Below are 20,338 nucleotides of genomic sequence, written 5' to 3'. Positions count from 1 at the left end.
CGCGACCTGGCCGGGCGAGCAAAGGCGCATGCATTATCGCCTCGCCCAGCCCGACGACGCCCAAGCCATGTCCAACGTCTTCACCCGCCTGGAGGCCGTCGGCAAGCGCCGCCTGCCCAGCACCATCGCATACGCGCGCGAGACCTATATCGACCACTTTGCGAACATCTCTTGCTGGGTCGCCGAGGAAGACGCCAAGCTGGTCGGGCTGCAAGTGCTCAAACGCGCGTGGCCGGGCAACCCCTACGATATCGAGCCCGGCATCGGCGTCATCGGCACCCATATCGACCCCGATTTCGGGCGCCGCGGCATCGGGCGCGGCCTGTTCGCCCACACCTTGCATGCCGCCCAAGCCGCGGGCCTTGCGGAGATCGAGGCCCGCATCACCGAGGACAATGCCGAGGGGCTGGGATATTACGAGGCGATCGGCTTTCGCACCTATGACGTGATCGAGGGGCGCGTGCGCAAGAAGTTCCCTGTTTCGCCCTAAAGGAACCGCTCCTTTGCGCCCCTGGTTGCCCTCGCGCTGGCGTCGACGCGCAGGAATTCGTTGACACGCGCCACGCTTCCGGTTTCTGTATACAGTATACAAAGAGGCCGGAACGGCCCGACGCATCATAGGGAGCGTAACATGACACAGACTTTCAAACTATTGCTTAGTGCCTCTGCCGCCGCCGTATTGGCCACAAGCGCAATCGCCGACGTCAAGATCGGCTTTATCGGCTCGCTGTCCTCGGACACCGGGCTGAGCACCTTGCGCGGCGCCGAGATCGCCATCGAAGAGCTGAACGCCGCCGGCGGCATCATGGGCGGGCAGAAGATCACCATGGTCACCGCCGACACCCAAGAGGACGTCACCGAGGGCATCAAGGCCTATGAGTACCTCGCCGAGACGGAAGAGGTGGACTTTATCATCTCCGGCTCCATCGACGACGTCTCGCTGGGCTGGCTGCCCCGGATGCAGGAATACCGCATCCCGACGCTGGACACCTGGACCTCTTACATCGGCATCATCGACATGGTGGTCGAGGACCCCGAGGGCATGGCGCCCTATTTCATGAACATCGCCTCTGACGAGGCGCTGGCCACGCTATACATCAGCTTTGGCGCGGACGTGCTGAAGGCCAAGATGGGCTTTGAGAGCGTGGTCGTGCTGGCCGAGGACACCGCCTTTGGCGGCGCGATCACCGGGCTGGTGACCGAGGCGCTGGCGCCGGTCGCGGGGATCGAGGTCAAGGACATCATCACCTATGACATCGGCACGGTGGACTTCGCGCCGATCTTCGCCAAGGCCGAGGCCTCTGGCGCGGATTTCATCTACCAGGTCTCGTCGGTGAACAGCCAGGTGGTTTCCAGCCAGTATGTGAAGCTGCAGGTGCCGATGGCGATGACCGGCGTGAACGTCTCGGCCCTGGGCATGGAGTATTGGGAGGACACCGGCGGCGCGGGCGGCGGGATCTCGACGCTCTCGCCGGTGCCCTCGGTCGGCTTCGAGCTGGACCCGGTCAGCCAGGGCTTCGTGGACACCTACCAGGCCAAGTACGATTCGCGCCCCGTGGTGCCGCATTTCAACGGCTTCAACGCCTATCACGGCGTCAAGCAGGCCATGGCCGCCGCCGAGGCCGCGGGGTCCTTCGAGGCCGCCGCCTGGGCCGCCGAGATGGAAAAGCAGGACCTGGTGCTGGAGAAGGACGGCAAGCTTTGGCTGCGCTACGCCTTCTGGGGCAAAGACGAGGTCGAGGAGGTCACCGGCCGCACCTATCCGCATAACGCCCGCTTCGACCTGACCGCGCCCTATGAGGACGCGCAGCCCTCGATGGTGGTGGTGCAGTGGAACGAGGACGGCTCGGTCGGCGTGGTCTACCCGTTCGAGTTCGCCACGCAGGACTTCACGCTGCCAAGCTGGGTGCCGTCCAAGTAAACACGCGTAGGATGGGGTTAAACCCCATCCTACCGACCGATCGAGCAGGAAGGACGCCCGCAGGTGACCCACCCCCAAGATGTGCAAAAGGCCTCGCCCGGCCGGACCGATGAAGGCGTGCAGGGCCTCACCTGTGGCGCCGCGGCCTCTGCCAAGAGGGCCAACGCGCGCCGGATCTGCAGGAACGTCATGCTGACCCAGCTCGACGCGGTCCTGACCGAGACCTAACCCGATGCTTCAAATCCTCATCCAAGGCCTCTTGCTCAGCGGGCTCTACGCGCTGATCGCGATGGGCTTCACGCTGATCTTCAGCGTGGGGCGGGTGCTGAACCTGGCCTATGGGGCGTATCTGCTGATCGGCGGGTATGCCTATTTCTACTTCTCGCAGCAGCTGGGCCTGCCCAAGATCGCGGGTGTGATGCTGGCGGGGGTGCTGGGCTGTGTGTTGGGGCTGCTGAAGTACCAGCTTTTGGTGAAGCGGGTGCAGGGCGTGCACTCGGCGGTGGAGATCGCCACGCTGATCCTCGCCGTGGTGCTGCAATCCGCTGTGGTGCTGATCTTTGGCGACAGCTCCAAGATCCTCTTGCCCATCGTGCCGGGGGTGGAGCGCGTCGCGAGCGCCGCGATCCCCTATTCCAACCTGGTGGCGACGATCATCAGCTGGGCGATCCTGATCGGGCTCTATTTCTTCGTGCGGCTCACCCATACGGGGCGCGCGATGCAGGCGGTCAGCATGGACGCCAAGGGCGCCGCGATCAGCGGCATCGACGCCAACCGGATCAACATGATCACCTGGGGCATCTCGGGCACGCTGGGCGCCATCGGGGGCGTGTTCTTTGCCAGCTACACGCAGCTTTATCCCGGCATGTGGGTGGCGCCGCTGATCATCGCCGTGGCGGTGGTGATCGTGGGCGGGATCGGCTCGATCATCGGGACGCTGGTGGTGGCGCATATCGTGGGCTTCATGGAGATCATCGTCTCCAGCTGGAACCCCGAGCTGCGCGGCGTCTTCACGATGCTCCTTATCATCCTGGTGCTGGTCCTGCGGCCCAGGGGGCTCTTTGGCCGCGAGGAAATACACTAAAATGAACCTGCGCTGGTATCACTTTGCCGCCTGGGGCGCGCTGATCGCCGCGATGCTCTTGATGCCGCGGCTGGTGGATCTGGGCCTCATGGGGCGCGGCACGCTGCGCACGATGATCCAGGCCTGCTATCTGGCGATGTTCGCGATCTCCTGGGACGTGCTGAGCGGGCGCACGGGCTACATCTCGTTCGGGCACCCGTTCCTGATCGGGATCGGCGCCTATGGCACGGCGATCCTGTCCAAAAAGTTCGGGGTGCCGGTGGAGCTGTCGATCCCGCTGGCGGTGCTGATCACCATGATCGGCGGGCTGGTGGTGCTGCTGCCCGCGCTGCGGATCAAGGGCAGCTACTTCGCGCTTGTCACGCTGGCCTTCATGGAGCTGATGTACCAGCTGGTGCAGGTGATCCGCCCGGACCTGACCGGCGGCACGCGCGGCCTTTCGGGGATCAAGACGCTGACGCGGGGCGCCGAGAACGGATACATGCTGGCGGTCTCGCTGATGCTGGCGGTGGCGCTGGGCTGCTGGCTGTTGATGCGCACGCGGTTCGGCACGGCGCTTTGGGCGCTGGGGCAGAACGAGGAGGCGGTGAGCGGCTCGGGGCTGTCGACCATACGGCTCAAGGCGATGGCCTTTTTGGTGAGCGCCTTCGTGGCGGGGCTCGCCGGCGCGTTCCTGGTGCATTACAACGGCTCGCTGGCGCCAAGGGCGATGTTCGACATCAACAGCGTGTTCACCATCATCGTGGCCGCGCTTATCGGCGGGGCGGGCACCATCTTGGGCCCCGTGCTGGGCGCGTTCTTTTTGACCTTCCTGCTGGAGTGGCTGCGCCCGTTCCTGCCCGGCGCCGAGCGCTTCCTGGTCTACGGGGCGGTGGCGCTGGTGCTTTACATGTACCAGCCCAAAGGCATCTACGCGATCATCGAGGGCGGCCTAAAGCGGCTCTGGGGGCGGGCATGAGCGCGCGGCTGCAAGTCTCCAACCTGGTCAAGCGCTTCGGCGGGCTGACCGCAACGAATGACATGAGCTTCACCGTGGAGCCGGGCGAGAGCGTCGGGCTGATTGGCCCGAACGGGGCGGGCAAGACGACGATCTTCAGCCAGATCATGGGCGAGCACCGGCAGACCAGCGGGCAGATCCACATGGGGGAGCAAGAGATCAGCGCGCTCAGCACGCCTGCGCGCATCCGCCGGGGCGTCAGCCGCACCTATCAGGTGCCGCGCCCCTTCCCCGAGATCACTGTGGCCGAGAACATCCGCGTCGGCCTGATGCCCGACAGCGTCTGGCAGATGGTCACCCGGGGGGCGGATAGGGATCGCGAGCGCGAACTCGCTCTGGCGGTGGGCTTCGCGGAGGCGGACCTGGACCGCACCCCCGCCGAGCTGTCCATGGGCGACCTGCGCAAGCTGGAGATGGCCCGCACCCTGGCCACGGACCCCAAGGTGATGCTGCTGGACGAGGTCTTTGCCGGGCTCACCGTGGGCGAGATCGCCACGATCAGCGCCCTGGTGCAGAAGCTGCGCGACCAGGGCATGACCTTCCTGATCGTCAGCCACGACCTGAAGGCGCTCGAGCCGCTGATCGACCGGGCCATTGCCATCGACCGCGGCACGAAGATCGCGGAGGGCGCCTATTCTGAGGTGATCGCGGACGCTGGCGTCCGCGCGTCCTATCTGGGAGGCGGCGGCGATGCTTGAGATCCAGGGCCTCTCTGCCTTCTATGGCCGCGCGCAGGCGCTGTTCGACGTCTCCTTGCGCGCCGAGAAGGGCGAGATCATCGCCGTGATCGGGGCCAATGGCGCGGGCAAGTCGACGCTGTTTGATAGCGTGCTGGGGCTGACCAAGACCACCGGCGCGGTGCGGCTGGAGGGGCAGGACCTGACCGGGCAAGGCTCGTCGGAGATCGTGCGGCGCGGCGTGGGCTACGCGCCCGAGCGCTTCAACCTCTTCCCCTACATGACCGTGCGCGACAACCTGCTGGTGGGCGCCTACACCGCGCGGGGCGACATCGAGACAAACCTAGAGATGGTGCATGCGCTCTTCCCCCGGCTGGCTGAGCGCGCCGGGCAGGAAACCTCCACCCAATCTGGGGGCGAGCGCCAGATGGTGAGCCTCGGTCGCGCCCTAATGGGCAGTCCTCGGCTGTTGCTGGTGGACGAGCCCACCATTGGGCTGGCCCCCAAGGTCTGCGACGAGATCGCCGTGGTGCTGCGGCGCCTGCGCGACGAGTTCGGCCTGACCGTGGTGATCGCCGAGCAGAACGCCAATTTCGCGCTCTCTCTGGCCAGCCGGGTCTACGTGCTGGAAAGCGGGCGCATCACGGCGGAGGGCACCGCCGAGAGCCTGGCCAAGGACGAGGCGCTGGCCGCGGCCTATTTCGGGCACTGACGCAAGCAACGAGAGCGGGCGGCGGGACAAGTCCCGCCCTACATGGGTTGCGTCTCAGCCCAAGAGCTGCGCCGCCTGCCGCAGCGCCAGCTGGTAGCCATGCGTCCCGCAGCCGATGATCACCCCGTCGGCGCGCAGCGTCACGTAAGAGAAATGCCGGAACTCCTCGCGCGCGTGGATGTTCGACACATGCACCTCCACCACCTTGCCCTCGAACGCGTTCAGCGCGTCGAAGATCGCGATTGAGGTGTGCGAGTAGCCGCCCGGGTTTATCACGATGGCCTCGGCCCTGCCGCGGGCCTCCTGGATCCAGTCCACCAGCTGCCCCTCGGAGTTCGACTGCCGACAGACCAGCTCTAGCCCCAGCTCCGCCCCCAGGGCGGTGCACTCGGCCTCGACCTCGGCCAGGGTGGTGGCGCCGTAAAGCTCTGGCTGGCGCTGCCCCAGCAGGTTCAGGTTGGGGCCGTTCAGAAAGTAGACGGTCTTGGGCATCGCAAAGAAACCTTCTCTTGGGTTTCCCCCCCTTACGCCATATGACGTCGCAAACGAAAGCCCAGGGGGACCAGATGAGCTTTGACCGTTCCATCAAGATCGCACCTTCGATCCTGAGCGCTGACTTTGCCGACTTTGGCCGCGAGATCCGCGCCATCGAGGACCAGGGCGCCGATTGGGTGCATGTGGACGTGATGGACGGGCATTTCGTGCCGAACCTGACCTTCGGCCCGCCGGCGGTGAAGGCCTTTAAGCCGCATGTGACGACCTTCATGGACGTGCACCTGATGATCGCGCCGGTGGACCCCTATATCGAGGCCTACGCCGAGGCGGGCGCGCAGATGATCACCGCCCATGTCGAGGCCAGCCCGCATATCCACCGCACCTTGCAGGCCATCCGCGCGGCGGGCTGCAAGGCGGGGGTGGCGCTGAACCCCGGCACGCCCGCAGAGGCCGTGGCCGAGCTGTTGGATCTGGCCGATATGGTGCTGGTGATGACCGTGAACCCCGGCTTTGGCGGGCAGAAATTCATCGACATGACCGCCAAGATCGCCAAGATCCGCGGCTGGATCGGCGACCGTCCGATCCATATCCAGGTGGATGGCGGGGTGACGCCCGAGACGGCGCCGCTGGTCGCCGCGGCGGGGGCGGATGTGCTGGTGGCGGGCTCGGCGGTGTTCAAGGGTGGGTCCGTGAGCGACCCCGCGCCCTATGGCGCCAACATCCGGGCGATCCGCGAGGCCGCCTTGCCACGCTAGGATCGCCAGTCATAGACTGGCCGCATGCCGGGAAGGTATTTCCTCCGCCGCCCTCTTGCCGAGATCGCCCAACATCTGGGCGCCGATCCCGGCGCGCTGGTGGCCGAGCCGCGCAACAACGTGGCGCCGGGGCAAGAGGTCCTGGTCTGCCCGCCGGACCGCGCTCTGACCCAGATGCGCTGGGGCATCATCCCGGTGGGCCGGGTGAACGCCCGCGGGCGCCCGGTGATGGAGACGGTGGTCAACGCGCGCTCCGAGACGGTGTTCGAGAAATCCGCCTTTGACGGGGTGCGCCGCTGCCTGCTGCCGACGGATGGCTGGTATGAGTGGACCGGCGAGACGCGCCGCAAGACGCCCTGGCGGATCAGCCGCCGGGACGGCGCGCCGGTGGTCTTCGCGGGGATCTATGACGTCTGGACCGCGCCGGGCGGCGGCACGCAGGTCTGGCAGGTCGCGGCGCTGACCTGCGAACCCAACGCGGATGTGCAGGACATCCATCACCGCATGGGCGTGATCCTAGAGCCCGCGCAATTCGCAACCTGGCTGGGCGCAGACCAGACCGAGGCCGCGGCGCTGATGCGGCCGCTGCCCGACGGGCTGTTGCAGGTCGAGGAGGCGGTGGGCGTGGATTGGGACGGGCCGTGACGGGGTCTTGGTGAAACCGCTGGGGATCCCGATGGGCGCCCCAGCGCTTTTTAGTTTATACCAAGCCGCTTCATACCCACGCGAATGCGCAACGCAATCGACTGCGACAGCGGGTCCATCTGCATTACGCGCGCCGTGGTGCGCTCGATGAACGTGCCGTTCTGAAGCTGAGCCATCCGGTGCCCATAAGAGGCCGGGCCGATTTCGACCATCGAGATCAATCGAATGAGCAGCACAACGTAGATAAAGAACACGATGTGCCACATTGGCAGCCATCGGTTGCGTTTCTTGGTTCGGGCAAGTTCCAGCCCGTCGTGATTAAAGCTTACGGCGGCTGCGGACTGATATAACGCGCCCGAGGCGCCACCGGCTTGTCTCTTTTGAAACAGATTACGCATAACACATCTCCCACCGGGCATCATACACAGATCTGTGGCGAAAATATGTTCACCTGCTGCGTCGTGCGTAGCGCAGCAGCGCGCTGCCCGCGATGAGGATCCAGAACAGCTCGATCAGGATCGCCCCGGGCACTGGCTCGAAATAGAGGCTAAACAGGATCAGCAGCGCGCCCAGAAGGTTCCACAGATTGAAGGCCGGGCGTTCGGGGTCCACCCAGCCGCGCGTCACCGCCAGATAGGCACTGGCGATGCAGAGCGAGCCCAAGACGCCGACCCAATCGATCCAGGTAAAGCTGAGATCCATCTAGGGCTCCACCCGTCGCCGCTCGACCAAAGGCGAGCCGACCCGGGCGCGGGTCACAAAGAACAGGTCACCGTAGTTCAAAGGCGGCGGCTCGGGGGCCGAGATCGCGTCCCAGATCGACTGCAAGTTGCCCTTATTGCCAATCCAAACAATGGTCTTGCCCGCCCCAGAGGCCATGAGCTGCGCGGCGGGGTTCTCGGCCGGGATGCGCTGTACGGTCAGGCCGCGCGCGCGGGCCAGCGGCACCGCGGTTTCCAGGTTGCGCTTTATGCCGGGCGCATAGATGGCGTCGATGGGCACCCCTTCAAGCGCGGCAACCAGCGCCTCGGCCCGGGCGATGCCCTGCTCGGTCAGGTCCTCGCCCACGCGATCCGCGTGGCGCAGAATGATCAACGTGGTCTCGGGAGGAACCGACACTTGGCCAGGTGCCGCGCAGGCGGCAAGCAGCGTCAAGAGCCCCAGGATCAGTCGAACAGGTCGCATACCGCGCAGTTTTGAACAAATCGCGCGCGTTTGGAACTGGGAATCGCAAAAAAGCCGCATAAGCTGCCGCCCTTGCGCCAGGCGCGGCCCAATGCGACGGTATAGTCAGCTTTACTTGCTCGGAGGGATTCCCATGCGCACCTTGTTCGCCGCCGCTCTCGCTTTGTCACTGCTTGCCCCTGCGGCGCAGGCGGCCGGATCCCTGGGTCAGATGACGCTTTACCCGGGCACGGACATTGCCTTTCTAAAGGCCCCTGACCGCGAGCGCTCTCGGGATCTGCGCCTTTGCGCCACGCGCGGGCATGTGCATGTGCTTTGGCTGGACGTGTTTCTGCGCAATGGCGGGCACAGGACAGTGCCGGTCAATCTGCGCCTTCCGCGCGATCACTGCACCAGCTGGATAAAGCTCCGCGGTCGCGCGCTTGGGCGGGATGTTCATCGCATCTCGGTGCATTACGACAGCTTCCACGACCATAGCGGGCATGCCGTGCTGCGCGCCGAGGGTCAGTAGGGTCGAATCGGTTAGATTACGAAGCAATCGAAACACTTTGTTTCGAATTCGAGGCGCTTCCGGCCACATTCCCGCCCCATTTCAGCACCAAAAGCGCCTTACCAAAGTCGCTTTCTGGGTGGGGGCCTTCATGCAAAACAAAATGATCAACGATGACTTCAAGGTGCAGAGCCATTGGGCGCATTGGAATGGCAAGGACGGCAGGCTGCCGCAAGAGGACACCGGACTGCGCCTGTTTGGGCGCCGCCTGTCCAAGATCATCAGGTGGCTGCTGCACTAGGCTTCAGCCGTAGGAATAGAGAAGCGGGCGCATGCCGCCCGCCTCATTGTCAGATATTACAACGCGTTAGGCGAGGGTGAGGTTCACCGCAGCCTGACGACCGTCGCGGCCATCTTCGATGTCGAAGTTGACCTTCTGGTTGTCGGCAAGCCCGGTCAGGCCCGAACGCTCTACGGCCGAGATGTGGACGAAAACGTCCTTGCCGCCGGCGTCAGGCGCAATAAAGCCATAGCCTTTGTCGGTGTTAAACCATTTCACAGTGCCGCTGGCCATCTGTGTGTCTCCTTAATGATGCGCCCCGCGGGGGTGCGGGCGCCCGGCTTAGTCAGTCCTGTTCGAGAGACTGCAGCCAAAAGCGAGACAGTGGTCGAAAGGGGGTAACAATAGCGCGTGCCGTATGGGCCGGAAGAGCTGCAAAATCAAGCGAAATCGCACTTTTGCCGCGAATCGGTGGTTAAGCGCATGATTTCTTGAGGAATTCGGCGTCGGCCTTTTGTCGGCAAAATGTCGGCCTTTTGTCGGGCACGATCTCGCAATTGGGCGGGATGAACAGACCGTGCGCGCGACTCATGAAACATTAAGGTTCTGCGCGTGGGAGAGCGATGGGCGCGCCGTGGGGCGAGAAGCGCTTGGGTTCTGGCATCAGGCGGATTACCAAAGTTGAGCGCATAGAGCAGAGGGCGGGACATGGCGGAGCTATTGGGCATAGGGATACTGATGGGCCTTGGCGGGACCGTGGCGATGGACCTCTGGGCGCTGCTGCTGGCCCGGCTGGGCGTGTCGCCCTTCCCGAACTGGGCGATGCCGGGCCGCTGGGTCGGGCACATGCCGGTGCTCTTTCACAATGACATCGGGTCGGTGGACCCAGTCCGAGGCGAGCTGGCGCTGGGCTGGGCGCTGCATTACGGCGTCGGGGTGAGCTACGGTGTGCTCTGGGCTCTGCTCGGCGGCGCGGCCTGGCTGGCGGAGCCCACATTCCTGCCGGTCTGGCTGTTCTCGATCTTCACCATCGCGGCGGGCTGGTTCCTGCTGCAGCCAGGCATGGGCCTGGGCTGGGCGGCATCCAAGACCCCCGCCCCGTGGAAGACCCGCGGGTTCGGGCTCTTGGCGCATACGGTCTTTGGGTTGGGGATGTGGGCGGTGGCTTTGGTTTTGTGAGCGGTGGGCAGATTAATGTCTTCGCTTGCTGCGCTTGCATTTCTCGCTACTTTCAATAGACTTTTTGAGTGAAAAAGAGAGTATTTTCCTTTACCCGGGATTTTTTACATGCGAACCATCGCTTTACTTTTTTTAGCACTCTGCTTTCAGCTTGAAACTTTATCTGCCCAAACCTCACAAGAGTTCGCAATTGCTGAAAGAACGTTCCACGAAGAAGAGTATGTTGCCATCAATGTCGCGCAAGAGTTCCCGACCAATCGATTTCGTGAAGTACAGATCGCCCTTACTGACCTCGGGTACAGCCCGGGTCCGATAGACGGAATTTTTGGCCCACTTACAGAAGCCGCTATTCAGAGATTTCAAGGCGAACTCAACGCAAGTGCCGATGGCGTCCTACAAAACCACCAATTCATGATCCTAAAGATCGCTGCAAACTTGAGTGTATCGGACTCTGAGAGAACGCGAATTCAAACTGTCCGAGCTTCGAGACGAGCTTTCCTAGCGGTTTTGAATGAACGGGAGCAAAGTCCCGCGGGTTCACAGCCTGACGTCGTGCGACTTAACGCATCCCCTCCACCTACCTTAGGTGAAACAGCGGAATCACCGACAGCTGATGCCTATGATCCAGAGAAAACCGTGAGCGCGACGATAGAGCCACCGATGCCGTCCCGTTTGTTCGCCACTCTGAACGAGTTTCCGCCCGAGAACTTTCTTGGATATGGAGTTCTTTCTTTCAAGGCGCTGGCGACGCCTAGGGACCAAGATCGGCATGAAATGATTTGCCAAGCGTTCTTTGCATCATTGCCTCGGTCCACCGAGTTGCTGGAGCCAAGATCTCAGCAGTTTACGACCGTTTGGCCAGTGCTGAGTCCCGATGTTTCTTGCGATCTCAACTTCCAACAAAGAGAAGATATTCCGGCAGCGTGCGAACTCGCGGTAGAAAACTACAACGATGAGCTTGCTCGCTTGACAATCGATGCCGCACGGCGGGCAGGATTCTCCGATGAAGGCACTGGCCCGTTCCTGCTTGGCTGGTTACCGGCAAGAGAGTTTGGTGAAGCTGAAGCTCTTATTGTTTCATTGGACCTGTCGTTGGTGCATGATTTCCGCCAAGCTTCGATTCTGTTCAACGAATGGAAATGGGAAATAGAAGCTGACCCACTACTACGCGAAGTATTGTTTTCGCCAGAACGCCTGCGACATAAAATTCGACAGTTATCTGTACAACATGGCCCCGGAGTTTTCGGAATTTTCTTCGGCGGATAGTGAAAGGGGTTTGATATGGAAGGCTTGCCTGGAATAGGGAAGGGTGGTCTAATTGGAGTGCTCGCGGGAGTATTATTGGCAATTTGGGTGAATCCAGGAATTCCTGAAGCTTTTGCGATGATTGTTTTTTTGGTAGCGCTTTTGTCAATCCTAGTCTCAGTAATAATTGGAATCTTATTGAAGAATCGATAAATCTTTTAACCGGCAGAGATTAGATTTTGCGTTGTGAGTATCGGCAAATAACAAATTCTACCAACGTGTTCGCTGGCCCAAGAAATCATGTACAACTCTCAAAAGTCTACCCAAGCGGTTAAAATTCTTATACTTAACCCGCATCCGCTTGGAACGTAGCGCCAATTCTGCGAGGAGTACGCACGCGCTTTGGCAAGCCAAAACGCTGCCACGCACCAGCCGAACCAACGCAGAATACGAAGAAGCCCACCCTAACGGGTGAACTTCTTATACTTAATCCGTTTCGGCTCCACCGCGTCGGGCCCGAGGCGGCGCTTCTTGTCTTCCTCGTAATCCTCGAAGTTGCCCTCGAACCACTCCACATGTGCCTCGCCCTCGAAGGCTAGGATATGCGTGCAGATCCGGTCCAGGAAGAAGCGGTCGTGGCTGATCACCACGGCGCAGCCGGCGAAGTCGACCAGGGCGTCCTCTAGGGCGCGGAGGGTTTCCACGTCCAAATCGTTGGTTGGCTCGTCGAGCAGCAGCACGTTGCCGCCCTCGCGCAGCAGCCGCGCCATGTGGACCCGGTTGCGCTCGCCGCCTGACAGCAGCCCGACCTTTTTCTGCTGGTCGCCGCCCTTGAAGTTGAAGGTCGAGCAATAGGCGCGGCCGTTCACCTCGGCGTCGCCCAGCTTGATGATGTCCTGGCCATCGGCGATGGCCTCCCACACGTTGTGGTTGGGGTCCAGGTCGTCGCGGCTTTGGTCCACGTAGCTGAGCTTGACCGTGTCGCCGTAATCCACATTGCCCTCGTCGGGCTGCTCCTGCCCCGTCAGCATCCGAAACAACGTCGTCTTGCCCGCGCCGTTGGGGCCGATCACGCCGACGATCCCGCCGGGGGGCAGCGAGAAGGAGAGGTCCTCGATCAGGAGCTTGTCGCCCATCGCCTTCTTGAGCCCGGTGACCTCGATCACCTTGGAGCCAAGACGGGGCCCGTTGGGGATGACGATCTGGGCGCGGGTGATCTTCTCGCGCTCGGACTGTTCGGCCAGCTCGTTATAGCGGTCGATCCGGGCCTTTTGTTTGGCCTGGCGGGCCTTTTGGCCCTGGCGCATCCATTCCAGCTCGCGTTCCAGGGTCTTTTGCTTGGACTTGTCCTCGCGGGCCTCTTGGCTGAGGCGCTTGGCCTTCTGCTCTAGCCAGGCGCTATAGTTGCCCTCGTAGGGGATGCCGCGGCCGCGGTCGAGCTCCAGGATCCAGCCGGTGATGTCGTCCAAGAAGTAGCGGTCGTGGGTGACGATCAGGATGGTGCCCTTATAGGCGATCAGGTGCTGCTGCAGCCAGGCGATGGTCTCGGCGTCCAGGTGGTTGGTCGGCTCGTCCAGCAGCAGCATGTCGGGCGCCTCGAGCAGCAGCTTGCAGAGCGCGACGCGGCGCTTCTCGCCGCCCGAGAGCGTGGTGACGTCGGCGTCGTCCGGCGGGCAGCGCAGCGCCTCCATCGAGATGTCGATGCTGGCGTCGAGGTTCCACAGGTCCTGGGCGTCGATCACGTCCTGGAGCTCGGCCATCTTGTCGGCGGTCTCCTCGGAGTAGTTCATCGCGAGCTCGTTATACTCGTTCAGGATGGCCTGCTTCTCGGCCACGGCCAGCATGACGTTCTCGCGCACGGTCAGGGCGGGATCGAGTTCCGGCTCCTGCGGCAGGTAGCCCACCTTGGCGCCCTCGGCGGACCAGGCCTCGCCGGAGAAATCCTTGTCGAGCCCGGCCATGATCTTCATCAGCGTGGACTTACCCGCGCCGTTCACGCCGACCACGCCGATCTTCACGCCGGGCAGGAAGCTGAGCCGGATGTTCTCAAAGCACTTCTTGCCGCCGGGATAGGTCTTGGACACCCCGTCCATGTGGTAAACGTACTGATAGCTGGCCATGGCGTCCGCTCCTTCGCAAGAAATCCGCGCCCCCCTCTAGCCAAGGCGCCCAAGAAGGGCAACGATGATCGCAGGAAGCGGGGGATGACGGATGCTAAGACTTGCTTTGGGGCTCATCTGTGGCGCGGCGGCGCAGGCTCAGGCGCAGGGCGTGCGCAATATCGAGACGGAGGGGAACCTTGTGGCGCTGGCGCCGCTGGCCTGCGTCGCGGTGGAGGCGGTCGGTGCGGAGGCCACCCCGGCGGACATCTCTTTTGGGATGCGCGACTGCCTGCGCCAGGAAAACGGCGCGACCGCGTTCGATCTGTTCATCCTGCTGATCACGCGCGGGAGCTTTGACGCCAAGCGGGTCGCGGACCGCAGCGCCGGCCAGGCTATCAACATGCTGCTGCAACAGGTGGGCAGCGAAGCGGGCGAGGCGATGCTGCTGATGGGCCCGCACCAGCAGGCCTATCTGGCGGACGGCTCACCCGAGCGCGCCGCGCTCTGCGCGCTGCAGCGCCAAAGCGGCCCGCCCGCTTATCACCCGCGTTACATGATCCAGCACGGGATCAAGGCCGTGACCGGCCTGGACGGAGACGGTCTGATCGATGACTTTCAGGCGGAGCGGGAATGGGAGACCACCCTGCTGCAGGTCGCGAAGTGTGATCGGCCGTAAGGCTCCTTCGGTGGATTAAATTTGAGTTAACGCCGCGTTGGAAGTTACCCCCTCCCTACCGCCCTCTATTTTCAGGCGATTCGGTTACGATGCAGGTAACGCGCATAAAAGACCGGTCTTCCCTGCGCGGAGGGGACCGGCCGCCAGTGCAACAAATCGAGAGGCGGTGGCAGGGGCACCAGGGCTCGAACCCGGGACCTACGGTTTTGGAGACCGTCGCTCTACCAACTGAGCTATACCCCTAAAGCCAGGCGCTGGGGTAGTCCGTCGCGCGCCCAAACGCAAGTGGAATTCCAACCCAACAGCGGGGCGTGAAAGACCTTTCTCAGGATTTCTTAGCGGAACCTGGCCGGTCCCATGGAAGTTGTGGGCGCCCGGCCTCAACTTGCCCTCGCAGGTTTAGGGCGGGGCGTTGTAATCGCGCTTGCCTTGCGGCGCGGCATGACCGAAGCTGGCGCCATGAGCAATGCTGACCGCGATGCCGCGGAATTCGAGGGCGTGCCCTGGCGCAACGTCAACCTCAACGACCAGCCCGAGGCGCGCCGGGTGCCCACCATGCTGGCGGGCGACGAGCAGCGGTTCTACACCTGGATCACCCAAGACTGGGCAGAGGGCACCGGCGCCGTGGTGGACCTTGGCGCCTTCGCGGGCGGCTCTACGGCGCGCCTTGCTGCCGGCGCCAAGGCGGCGGGCAAGCCGCTGGCGATCCACGCCTATGACAAGTTCACCGCCAAGGCAGAGACCAAGCAGACCGAGCTTTACGACAAGGGCGTGCCGGAATTCGACGGTGCGGACATCCTGCCGCTGGCGCGGGACTTCCTGTCCCCCTGGGCCGATCAAATCACCTATCACAAGGGCAATATCGAGGAGCTGGGCTGGGACGGCGGCCCCATAGAGATCCTGGCGATTGATGTCTTCAAGAAGGTCGATCTGATCGACCCCATTACCCGCGCCTTCTTCCCCTCGCTGGTCCCCGGGCGGTCGCTTTTGGTGCAGCAGGACTTTCTGCATTGGTCGCAACCCTGGATCTGCGCGCAGATGGAGCTTTTCGGCGACGTGTTCGAGCCCGTGGCCTTCGCCCGGCGCGATAGCATCGCCTATCTGCTGCGCAAGCCGATCACCGAGGCGGTCCTAAAGCGCGCCCAGGTCGCGTCGCTTACGGATGATGACATGCAGGGCGCCATCGCCTCGGCGCGGGTGCGCTTTGGCGACTGGGGGATCCAGAACCGGCTCGACGCGTTGTCCCAGGGTCTGGCGGCCAATCCTGGCGCGCGGGTCTCCTGGCAGATGAAGCCCCCAGAGGCATAGGCGACAACGCCTGGATCATGAACCCAACGGCGCGAGACTGCCTCGGCTTCAAGACGCCAATCGAGGCCTTCGCTCAGCAAGTCGGTGTCCGCTGTGAATGCGAATCCGACCTGTGCTTGAACGTGTTTGGACCTGCGGCAGCGGTTCTCTGATGTCGCGGGCGCCGCCATGTTGCGACGCAAGACCTGAGACCGAACGCAAGCCGAATTGGCCCCGCAATCAGGGTGCTCTTGCGACTGCCGCAACGATCTCTCTGACCGGCGCTGTGTTCAATGCGCTTCGCCGCTGCAAAAGCAGAGAAGCCGCCTGATTTCAGGCGGCTTCTTTTTCTTGGCTGCTTCTCCGCCCTATTGGGCGCGAGGAGGCCCCGCTGTTACTCGATGATCTTCGCGACGACGCCGGCACCCACGGTGCGGCCGCCCTCACGGATGGCGAAGCGCAGGCCCTCCTCCATCGCGATCGGCGCGATCAGCTCGGCCTCAAAGCTGATATTGTCCCCAGGCATCACCATCTCGGTGCCCTCGGGCAGCTTGAAGTTGCCGGTCACGTCCGTGGTCCGGAAGTAGAACTGCGGCCGGTAGCCCGAGAAGAACGGCGTGTGGCGGCCGCCCTCTTCCTTGGTCAGGATGTAGGCCTCGGCGGTGAACTTGGTGTGCGGCTTCACGGAGCCGGGCTTGCACAGCACCTGGCCGCGCTCGATCGCCTCCTTGGCCACGCCGCGCAGCAGCGCGCCGATATTGTCGCCGGCCTCGCCCTGGTCGAGCAGCTTGCGGAACATCTCCACGCCCGTGCAGGTGGTCTTCTGCGTGTCCTTGATGCCGACGATCTCGATCTCTTCGCCGACCTTGATCACGCCGCGCTCCACCCGGCCCGTGGCAACCGTGCCGCGGCCCGAGATCGAGAACACGTCCTCGACGGGCATCAGGAAGGGCTGGTCCACGGCGCGCTCGGGCGTCGGGATCGCCTCGTCCACCGCCGCCATCAGCTCTTTGATCTTCTCCTCGCCGATCGCCGGGTTGTTGCCCTCCATCGCGGCCAGGGCCGAGCCCGCCACGATCGGGATGTCGTCGCCGGGGAAGTCGTAGGAGGACAGCAGCTCGCGGATCTCCATCTCGACGAGCTCCAGCAGCTCCTCGTCATCCACCTGGTCGACCTTGTTCATGAACACCACCAGCGCGGGCACGCCCACCTGGCGGGCCAGCAGGATGTGCTCGCGGGTCTGCGGCATCGGGCCGTCGGCGGCGTTCACCACCAGGATCGCGCCGTCCATCTGGGCGGCACCGGTGATCATGTTCTTGACGTAGTCGGCGTGGCCGGGGCAGTCGACGTGGGCGTAGTGGCGCGCCTCGGTCTCGTACTCCACGTGGGCGGTCGAGATCGTGATCCCGCGGGCCTTCTCCTCGGGCGCGCCGTCGATCTGGTCATACGCCTGGAAGTCGCCGAAATACTTCGTGATCGCCGCCGTCAGCGTCGTCTTGCCGTGGTCCACGTGCCCGATCGTGCCGATGTTCACGTGCGGCTTGTTACGCTCAAACTTTTCCTTTGCCATATCGTAGGGCGCCTTACTTTTAAGGGGCCGGTCGCGGCCCGGGTCATCATCGCGCGCTCGTTAGCCGCGCGGCCCGGAAAAATCAAGCAGATGTTGCCGAAACCGGTCTAACTGTCGGGCTCTGAGGCGATGCCAAACCATTCCGGATTCTCCAGCAGCCATTCCTGGATCTCACGCGCGGCCAGCGCCGAGAGGTTGTCGAGCTGCACCTGCTTGCTGGGCTGGATGCCCGCGCCCGAGAAGATCCCCAGCACGGTGATCGTCTTTGGCTTCTCGTTCAGCTTCGCGCCCTTTGCGTCATACCAGACCGTCACCGTGACCCCAAGCGCCGATTTCGGCGTCGGCACGCCCGGCAGATCAATCGCGGCCAGGTTATAGGCGTCGATGCTGATCCCGAAGTGATAGAGCCGCGTGCCGTCCTCATACCGCCCGAAGCGCGCGTCGATCGCGCCGGTCATCGCCGCCTTCCATTCCTCATCCGTCGCCCGGCGCGAGCCCGGCACCAGTTTCGGATCGGGGGTGACCACAATGTTATGGCCCAGCTTGAAGTCGCCAAGATCCACCGGCGGGTCGGTCAGGTCGGCCGTCGGAGGCGCGCAGGCCGCCATGAGCAGCCCAATGGATAGTAAAATTACAGCCTTCGTCGCGCGGATCATCCCAATACCCCTTTACTTAACTTCACCAGGGCTACCGCGCCAAAGGCCAATCCGCAACGCCCAAGCCCTTTAGGTGAACCGGTTATCCCGGGGGAAGCCCCGCGGCGCCATGCGCCCAGAGCCGGCCCGCTTGCCGATCCACTCGGCCAGATCGGTCTCGGTCCGCCTGCGCCCCGCCGGGTCCAGCCAGCTGAGCCCCTCGGCCAGGGCAAAGGTCGTCGCGTCCGACATCCCGCCATCCTTGTAGCGCTGCAGGCGCACGCCCTTGCCGCGGGTCATCTCGGGCAGCTCGGCCAGCGGGAAGACCAGCACCTTGCGGTTCTCGCCCACCACGGCCACGTGGTCGCCCCGCACCGGCGTGCAGACATGCGCCTTGAACGGCACCTTGACGTTCAGCGCCTGCTTGCCCGAGCGGGTCTGCGCGATGATCTCGGCCTCGGGCACCACGAACCCGTCGCCCGCATCAGAGCCAACCAGCAGCTTGCCATCCGGGCGGTGAATGAAGAGATCGACGATCTCGGCCTCGTTCGGCAGGTCCACCATCAGCCGCACCGGCTCGCCCATGCCGCGCCCGCCGGGCAGGTTCGCGGCCAGGAGCGTGTAGAACCGCCCATTGGCGCCGAACATCAAGAGCTTGTCCGTGGTCTCGGCGTGGAAGATGAACCGCGGCCCGTCGCCATCCTTGAACTTCAGCTCGCGCGTGAGGTCGATATGGCCGGTCATCGCGCGGATCCAGCCCATTTTGGAGCAGACCACCGTGATCGGCTCGCGCTCGATCATCGCCTCGATGGGCACGTCCTCGACCTCGGCCGCCTCGGCGAATTGCGTGCGGCGCGGGCCATATGTGGCGTCCTTGCCAAAGATCTTCTTGGTCTCGCGCAGCTGCTCGGCGATCCTGCCCCATTGCAGATCCGCGTTCTCTAGAAGGTCCTCGATCTGGGCGCGCTCCAGCATCAGCGCGTCGCGCTCGCGCTTGAGCTCCATCTCCTCTAGGCGCCGCAAGGACCGCAGGCGCATGTTGAGGATCGCGTCCACCTGCACCTCGGACAGCTCGCCCGGGCCGGGCTGGGGCGAGACGTAATCCGCCTCGTCGCGCGCCCGCACGTGATCGCGCGACCAATCCTCGCGCATCAGCGCCGCCTTGGGGTCGTCATCGTAGCGGATGATGTCGATCACCCGGTCGAGATGCAGGAAGGCGATGATGAAGCCCTCGAGCACCTCCAGCCGGTGGTCGATCTTCTCAAGCCGGTAGCGCGAGCGCCGCAGCAGCACCTCGCGGCGGTGGTCCAGGAAGGCCCGCAGCACCTCCTTGAGCGAGCAGACCTTGGGCGTGCGCCCGTCGATCAACACGTTCATGTTCAGGCTGAACCGGGTCTCGAGATCCGAGTTCCGGTAGAGCATGTTCATCATCACGTCGGGGTCGACATTCTTTGACTTCGGCTCCAGCACGACGCGGATGTCATCGGCGCTCTCGTCGCGCACATCGGCCAGCACCGGGATCTTCTTGGTCTGGATCAGCTCGGCGATGCGCTCGATCAGCTTGGATTTCTGCACCTGGTAGGGGATCTCGGTGACCACGATCTGCCACTGGCCGCGGCCCATATCCTCGGTGTGGTGCTTGGCGCGCAGGCGGAAGGCCCCGCGCCCGGTGCGGTAGGTCCGCGCGATGCTGTCGCGCGGCTCGACGATCACCCCGCCGGTGGGGAAATCCGGCCCCTGCACGAAGTTCAGCAGCGTGTCGTCGCGCGCGTCCGGCGTCTTGATCAGATGCAGGCAGGCGTCGCAGAGCTCGTTGAGGTTATGCGGCGGGATGTTGGTGGCCATGCCCACCGCGATCCCGCTGGAGCCATTGGCAAGCAGGTTGGGATAGGTCGCGGGAAGCACCTCTGGCTCTTCCAGGCGCCCGTCGTAATTGTCGCGGAAATCTACGGCGTTCTCGTCCAGCCCCTCCAGCAGCGCCTCGGCGAAGACGGTCATGCGCGCCTCAGTATAGCGGCTGGCCGCGGGATTATCGCCGTCGATATTGCCGAAGTTCCCCTGCCCGTCCACCAGCGGGTAGCGCACGTTGAAATCCTGCGCCAGGCGGGCCATGGCGTCGTAAATCGCCTGGTCGCCATGCGGGTGGAAATCGCCCATCGTGTCGCCGCTAATCTTGGCGGATTTGAGGAACTTGCCGCCCGCCGTCAGGCGCAGCCGCGACATCGCGTAAAGAATGCGCCGGTGCACCGGCTTCAGCCCGTCGCGCGCATCCGGCAGCGCCCGGTGCATGATCGTCGACAGCGCGTATTGCAGGTAACGCTCGCCAATCGCGCGACGCAGTGGCTCGGCGCTCTCGTTGGGCTCTATGTTGGGTGTGTCGGTGTCGTCGCTCATACATGCTGT

General features: G+C 63.7%; 24 protein-coding genes and 1 tRNA gene. 15 read left to right on the top strand and 10 right to left on the bottom strand.

The features are described from left to right. The first annotated feature begins 28 nt into the window (after positions 1 to 28). The 7 genes from AIOL_RS21180 (at position 29) to AIOL_RS21155 (ending at position 5,391) form a co-directional block, all read left to right on the top strand. Positions 29 to 490, top strand: coding sequence for a GNAT family N-acetyltransferase (locus AIOL_RS21180; RefSeq protein WP_049644808.1), 462 nt, complete (start codon positions 29 to 31; stop codon positions 488 to 490). Positions 491 to 631: 141 nt separating this feature from the next. Then, a complete protein-coding gene (locus AIOL_RS21175) occupies positions 632 to 1,921 on the top strand; it encodes an ABC transporter substrate-binding protein (RefSeq protein ID WP_082152718.1) in 1,290 nt (429 codons plus the stop codon). A gap of 63 nt (positions 1,922 to 1,984) precedes the next feature. Further along, entirely contained in the window at positions 1,985 to 2,149 is a 165-nt protein-coding gene (locus AIOL_RS25610; protein ID WP_160314542.1) for a hypothetical protein, read from the top strand. A 4-nt stretch (positions 2,150 to 2,153) separates the two neighbouring features. Then, positions 2,154 to 3,005 carry a branched-chain amino acid ABC transporter permease gene (locus AIOL_RS21170; protein WP_082152717.1) on the top strand — a complete coding sequence of 284 codons (852 nt, stop codon included), beginning with the start codon at positions 2,154 to 2,156 and terminating at the stop codon, positions 3,003 to 3,005. A 1-nt stretch (position 3,006) separates the two neighbouring features. Then, positions 3,007 to 3,963, top strand: a complete 957-nt coding sequence (locus AIOL_RS21165; protein WP_049644805.1) for a branched-chain amino acid ABC transporter permease — start codon at positions 3,007 to 3,009, stop codon at positions 3,961 to 3,963. Continuing rightward, positions 3,960 to 4,700, top strand: a complete 741-nt coding sequence (locus tag AIOL_RS21160; RefSeq protein WP_049644804.1) for an ABC transporter ATP-binding protein — start codon at positions 3,960 to 3,962, stop codon at positions 4,698 to 4,700. The genes AIOL_RS21165 and AIOL_RS21160 overlap by 4 nt, the downstream gene beginning before the upstream one ends. Beyond that, positions 4,693 to 5,391 (top strand): ABC transporter ATP-binding protein, encoded by a 699-nt coding sequence (locus AIOL_RS21155; protein ID WP_049644803.1) that lies wholly within the window; start codon positions 4,693 to 4,695, stop codon positions 5,389 to 5,391. Before AIOL_RS21160 ends, AIOL_RS21155 begins: the two co-directional genes overlap by 8 nt. Positions 5,392 to 5,445: 54 nt before the next feature. Here the strand turns inward: AIOL_RS21155 and aroQ are convergent, their stop codons facing one another. Further along, positions 5,446 to 5,883: a type II 3-dehydroquinate dehydratase gene (aroQ, locus tag AIOL_RS21150; protein ID WP_049644802.1), complete on the bottom strand. Its 438-nt coding sequence runs from the start codon at positions 5,881 to 5,883 to the stop codon at positions 5,446 to 5,448. A gap of 74 nt (positions 5,884 to 5,957) precedes the next feature. On the opposite strand from aroQ, the gene rpe reads away from it, so the two are divergent. After that, positions 5,958 to 6,641, top strand: a complete 684-nt coding sequence (gene rpe / locus AIOL_RS21145) for a ribulose-phosphate 3-epimerase (RefSeq protein WP_049644801.1) — start codon at positions 5,958 to 5,960, stop codon at positions 6,639 to 6,641. A 24-nt stretch (positions 6,642 to 6,665) separates the two neighbouring features. After that, entirely contained in the window at positions 6,666 to 7,286 is a 621-nt protein-coding gene (locus AIOL_RS21140) for an SOS response-associated peptidase (protein WP_049644800.1), read from the top strand. A 50-nt stretch (positions 7,287 to 7,336) separates the two neighbouring features. Here AIOL_RS21140 and AIOL_RS25295 read toward each other — a convergent pair whose 3' ends face one another. The 3 genes from AIOL_RS25295 to AIOL_RS21125 are packed head-to-tail and all read right to left on the bottom strand — an operon-like array spanning position 7,337 to position 8,471. After that, positions 7,337 to 7,684, bottom strand: a complete 348-nt coding sequence (locus AIOL_RS25295; protein ID WP_152912627.1) for a hypothetical protein — start codon at positions 7,682 to 7,684, stop codon at positions 7,337 to 7,339. Positions 7,685 to 7,733: 49 nt separating this feature from the next. Next, positions 7,734 to 7,988 carry a CBU_0592 family membrane protein gene (locus tag AIOL_RS21130; RefSeq protein WP_049644798.1) on the bottom strand — a complete coding sequence of 85 codons (255 nt, stop codon included), beginning with the start codon at positions 7,986 to 7,988 and terminating at the stop codon, positions 7,734 to 7,736. Then, positions 7,989 to 8,471 (bottom strand): histidine phosphatase family protein, encoded by a 483-nt coding sequence (locus AIOL_RS21125; RefSeq protein ID WP_049645595.1) that lies wholly within the window; start codon positions 8,469 to 8,471, stop codon positions 7,989 to 7,991. It lies immediately after the preceding gene. A gap of 133 nt (positions 8,472 to 8,604) precedes the next feature. Here AIOL_RS21125 and AIOL_RS21120 point away from each other — a divergent pair, with 133 nt between their 5' ends. Both AIOL_RS21120 and AIOL_RS25605 read left to right on the top strand, forming a co-directional pair. Then, on the top strand, positions 8,605 to 8,982 hold the full coding sequence (locus AIOL_RS21120; protein ID WP_049644797.1) for a DUF2541 family protein: 378 nt from the start codon (positions 8,605 to 8,607) through the stop codon (positions 8,980 to 8,982). A 142-nt stretch (positions 8,983 to 9,124) separates the two neighbouring features. Continuing rightward, the gene (locus AIOL_RS25605; protein ID WP_235439117.1) at positions 9,125 to 9,262 is read left to right on the top strand and encodes a hypothetical protein; all 138 of its coding nucleotides are present in this window, start codon (positions 9,125 to 9,127) and stop codon (positions 9,260 to 9,262) included. A gap of 66 nt (positions 9,263 to 9,328) precedes the next feature. Here AIOL_RS25605 and AIOL_RS21115 read toward each other — a convergent pair whose 3' ends face one another. Continuing rightward, positions 9,329 to 9,535 (bottom strand): cold-shock protein, encoded by a 207-nt coding sequence (locus AIOL_RS21115; protein WP_049644796.1) that lies wholly within the window; start codon positions 9,533 to 9,535, stop codon positions 9,329 to 9,331. Positions 9,536 to 9,949: 414 nt separating this feature from the next. On the opposite strand from AIOL_RS21115, the gene AIOL_RS21110 reads away from it, so the two are divergent. Together AIOL_RS21110 and AIOL_RS24645 are read left to right on the top strand one after the other, a co-directional pair. Beyond that, entirely contained in the window at positions 9,950 to 10,420 is a 471-nt protein-coding gene (locus AIOL_RS21110) for a DUF2938 family protein (protein WP_049644795.1), read from the top strand. Between the two features lie 108 nt (positions 10,421 to 10,528). Continuing rightward, positions 10,529 to 11,686, top strand: coding sequence for a peptidoglycan-binding domain-containing protein (locus tag AIOL_RS24645; protein WP_082152716.1), 1,158 nt, complete (start codon positions 10,529 to 10,531; stop codon positions 11,684 to 11,686). Positions 11,687 to 12,129: 443 nt separating this feature from the next. Here the strand turns inward: AIOL_RS24645 and ettA are convergent, their stop codons facing one another. Next, on the bottom strand, positions 12,130 to 13,785 hold the full coding sequence (gene ettA / locus AIOL_RS21105) for an energy-dependent translational throttle protein EttA (RefSeq protein ID WP_049644794.1): 1,656 nt from the start codon (positions 13,783 to 13,785) through the stop codon (positions 12,130 to 12,132). Between the two features lie 91 nt (positions 13,786 to 13,876). On the opposite strand from ettA, the gene AIOL_RS21100 reads away from it, so the two are divergent. Next, positions 13,877 to 14,443, top strand: coding sequence for a hypothetical protein (locus tag AIOL_RS21100; RefSeq protein WP_152912626.1), 567 nt, complete (start codon positions 13,877 to 13,879; stop codon positions 14,441 to 14,443). 167 nt (positions 14,444 to 14,610) lie between these two features. Here AIOL_RS21100 and AIOL_RS21095 read toward each other — a convergent pair. Further along, a tRNA-Trp gene (locus AIOL_RS21095) sits at positions 14,611 to 14,686 on the bottom strand. A 216-nt stretch (positions 14,687 to 14,902) separates the two neighbouring features. On the opposite strand from AIOL_RS21095, the gene AIOL_RS21090 reads away from it, so the two are divergent. Next, complete coding sequence (locus AIOL_RS21090; RefSeq protein ID WP_152912625.1) at positions 14,903 to 15,751, top strand: hypothetical protein; 849 nt, start codon at positions 14,903 to 14,905, stop codon at positions 15,749 to 15,751. 373 nt (positions 15,752 to 16,124) lie between these two features. Here the strand turns inward: AIOL_RS21090 and tuf are convergent, their stop codons facing one another. The 3 genes from tuf to parC all read right to left on the bottom strand — a co-directional run bounded on the left by tuf (position 16,125) and on the right by parC (position 20,329). Continuing rightward, positions 16,125 to 17,300, bottom strand: coding sequence for an elongation factor Tu (gene tuf, locus AIOL_RS21085; protein WP_049644791.1), 1,176 nt, complete (start codon positions 17,298 to 17,300; stop codon positions 16,125 to 16,127). 107 nt (positions 17,301 to 17,407) lie between these two features. Further along, positions 17,408 to 17,956 (bottom strand): hypothetical protein, encoded by a 549-nt coding sequence (locus AIOL_RS21080; RefSeq protein WP_082152715.1) that lies wholly within the window; start codon positions 17,954 to 17,956, stop codon positions 17,408 to 17,410. 69 nt (positions 17,957 to 18,025) lie between these two features. Further along, positions 18,026 to 20,329 (bottom strand): DNA topoisomerase IV subunit A, encoded by a 2,304-nt coding sequence (parC, locus tag AIOL_RS21075; RefSeq protein WP_049644790.1) that lies wholly within the window; start codon positions 20,327 to 20,329, stop codon positions 18,026 to 18,028. Positions 20,330 to 20,338 lie beyond the last annotated feature (9 nt).

The organism is Candidatus Rhodobacter oscarellae (genome assembly GCF_001078595.1).
GTDB lineage: Bacteria > Pseudomonadota > Alphaproteobacteria > Rhodobacterales > Rhodobacteraceae > Rhodobacter_B > Rhodobacter_B oscarellae.
Note: the sequence above shows the minus strand (reverse complement) of the source record. Positions and strands in the feature narration are given on the sequence as shown.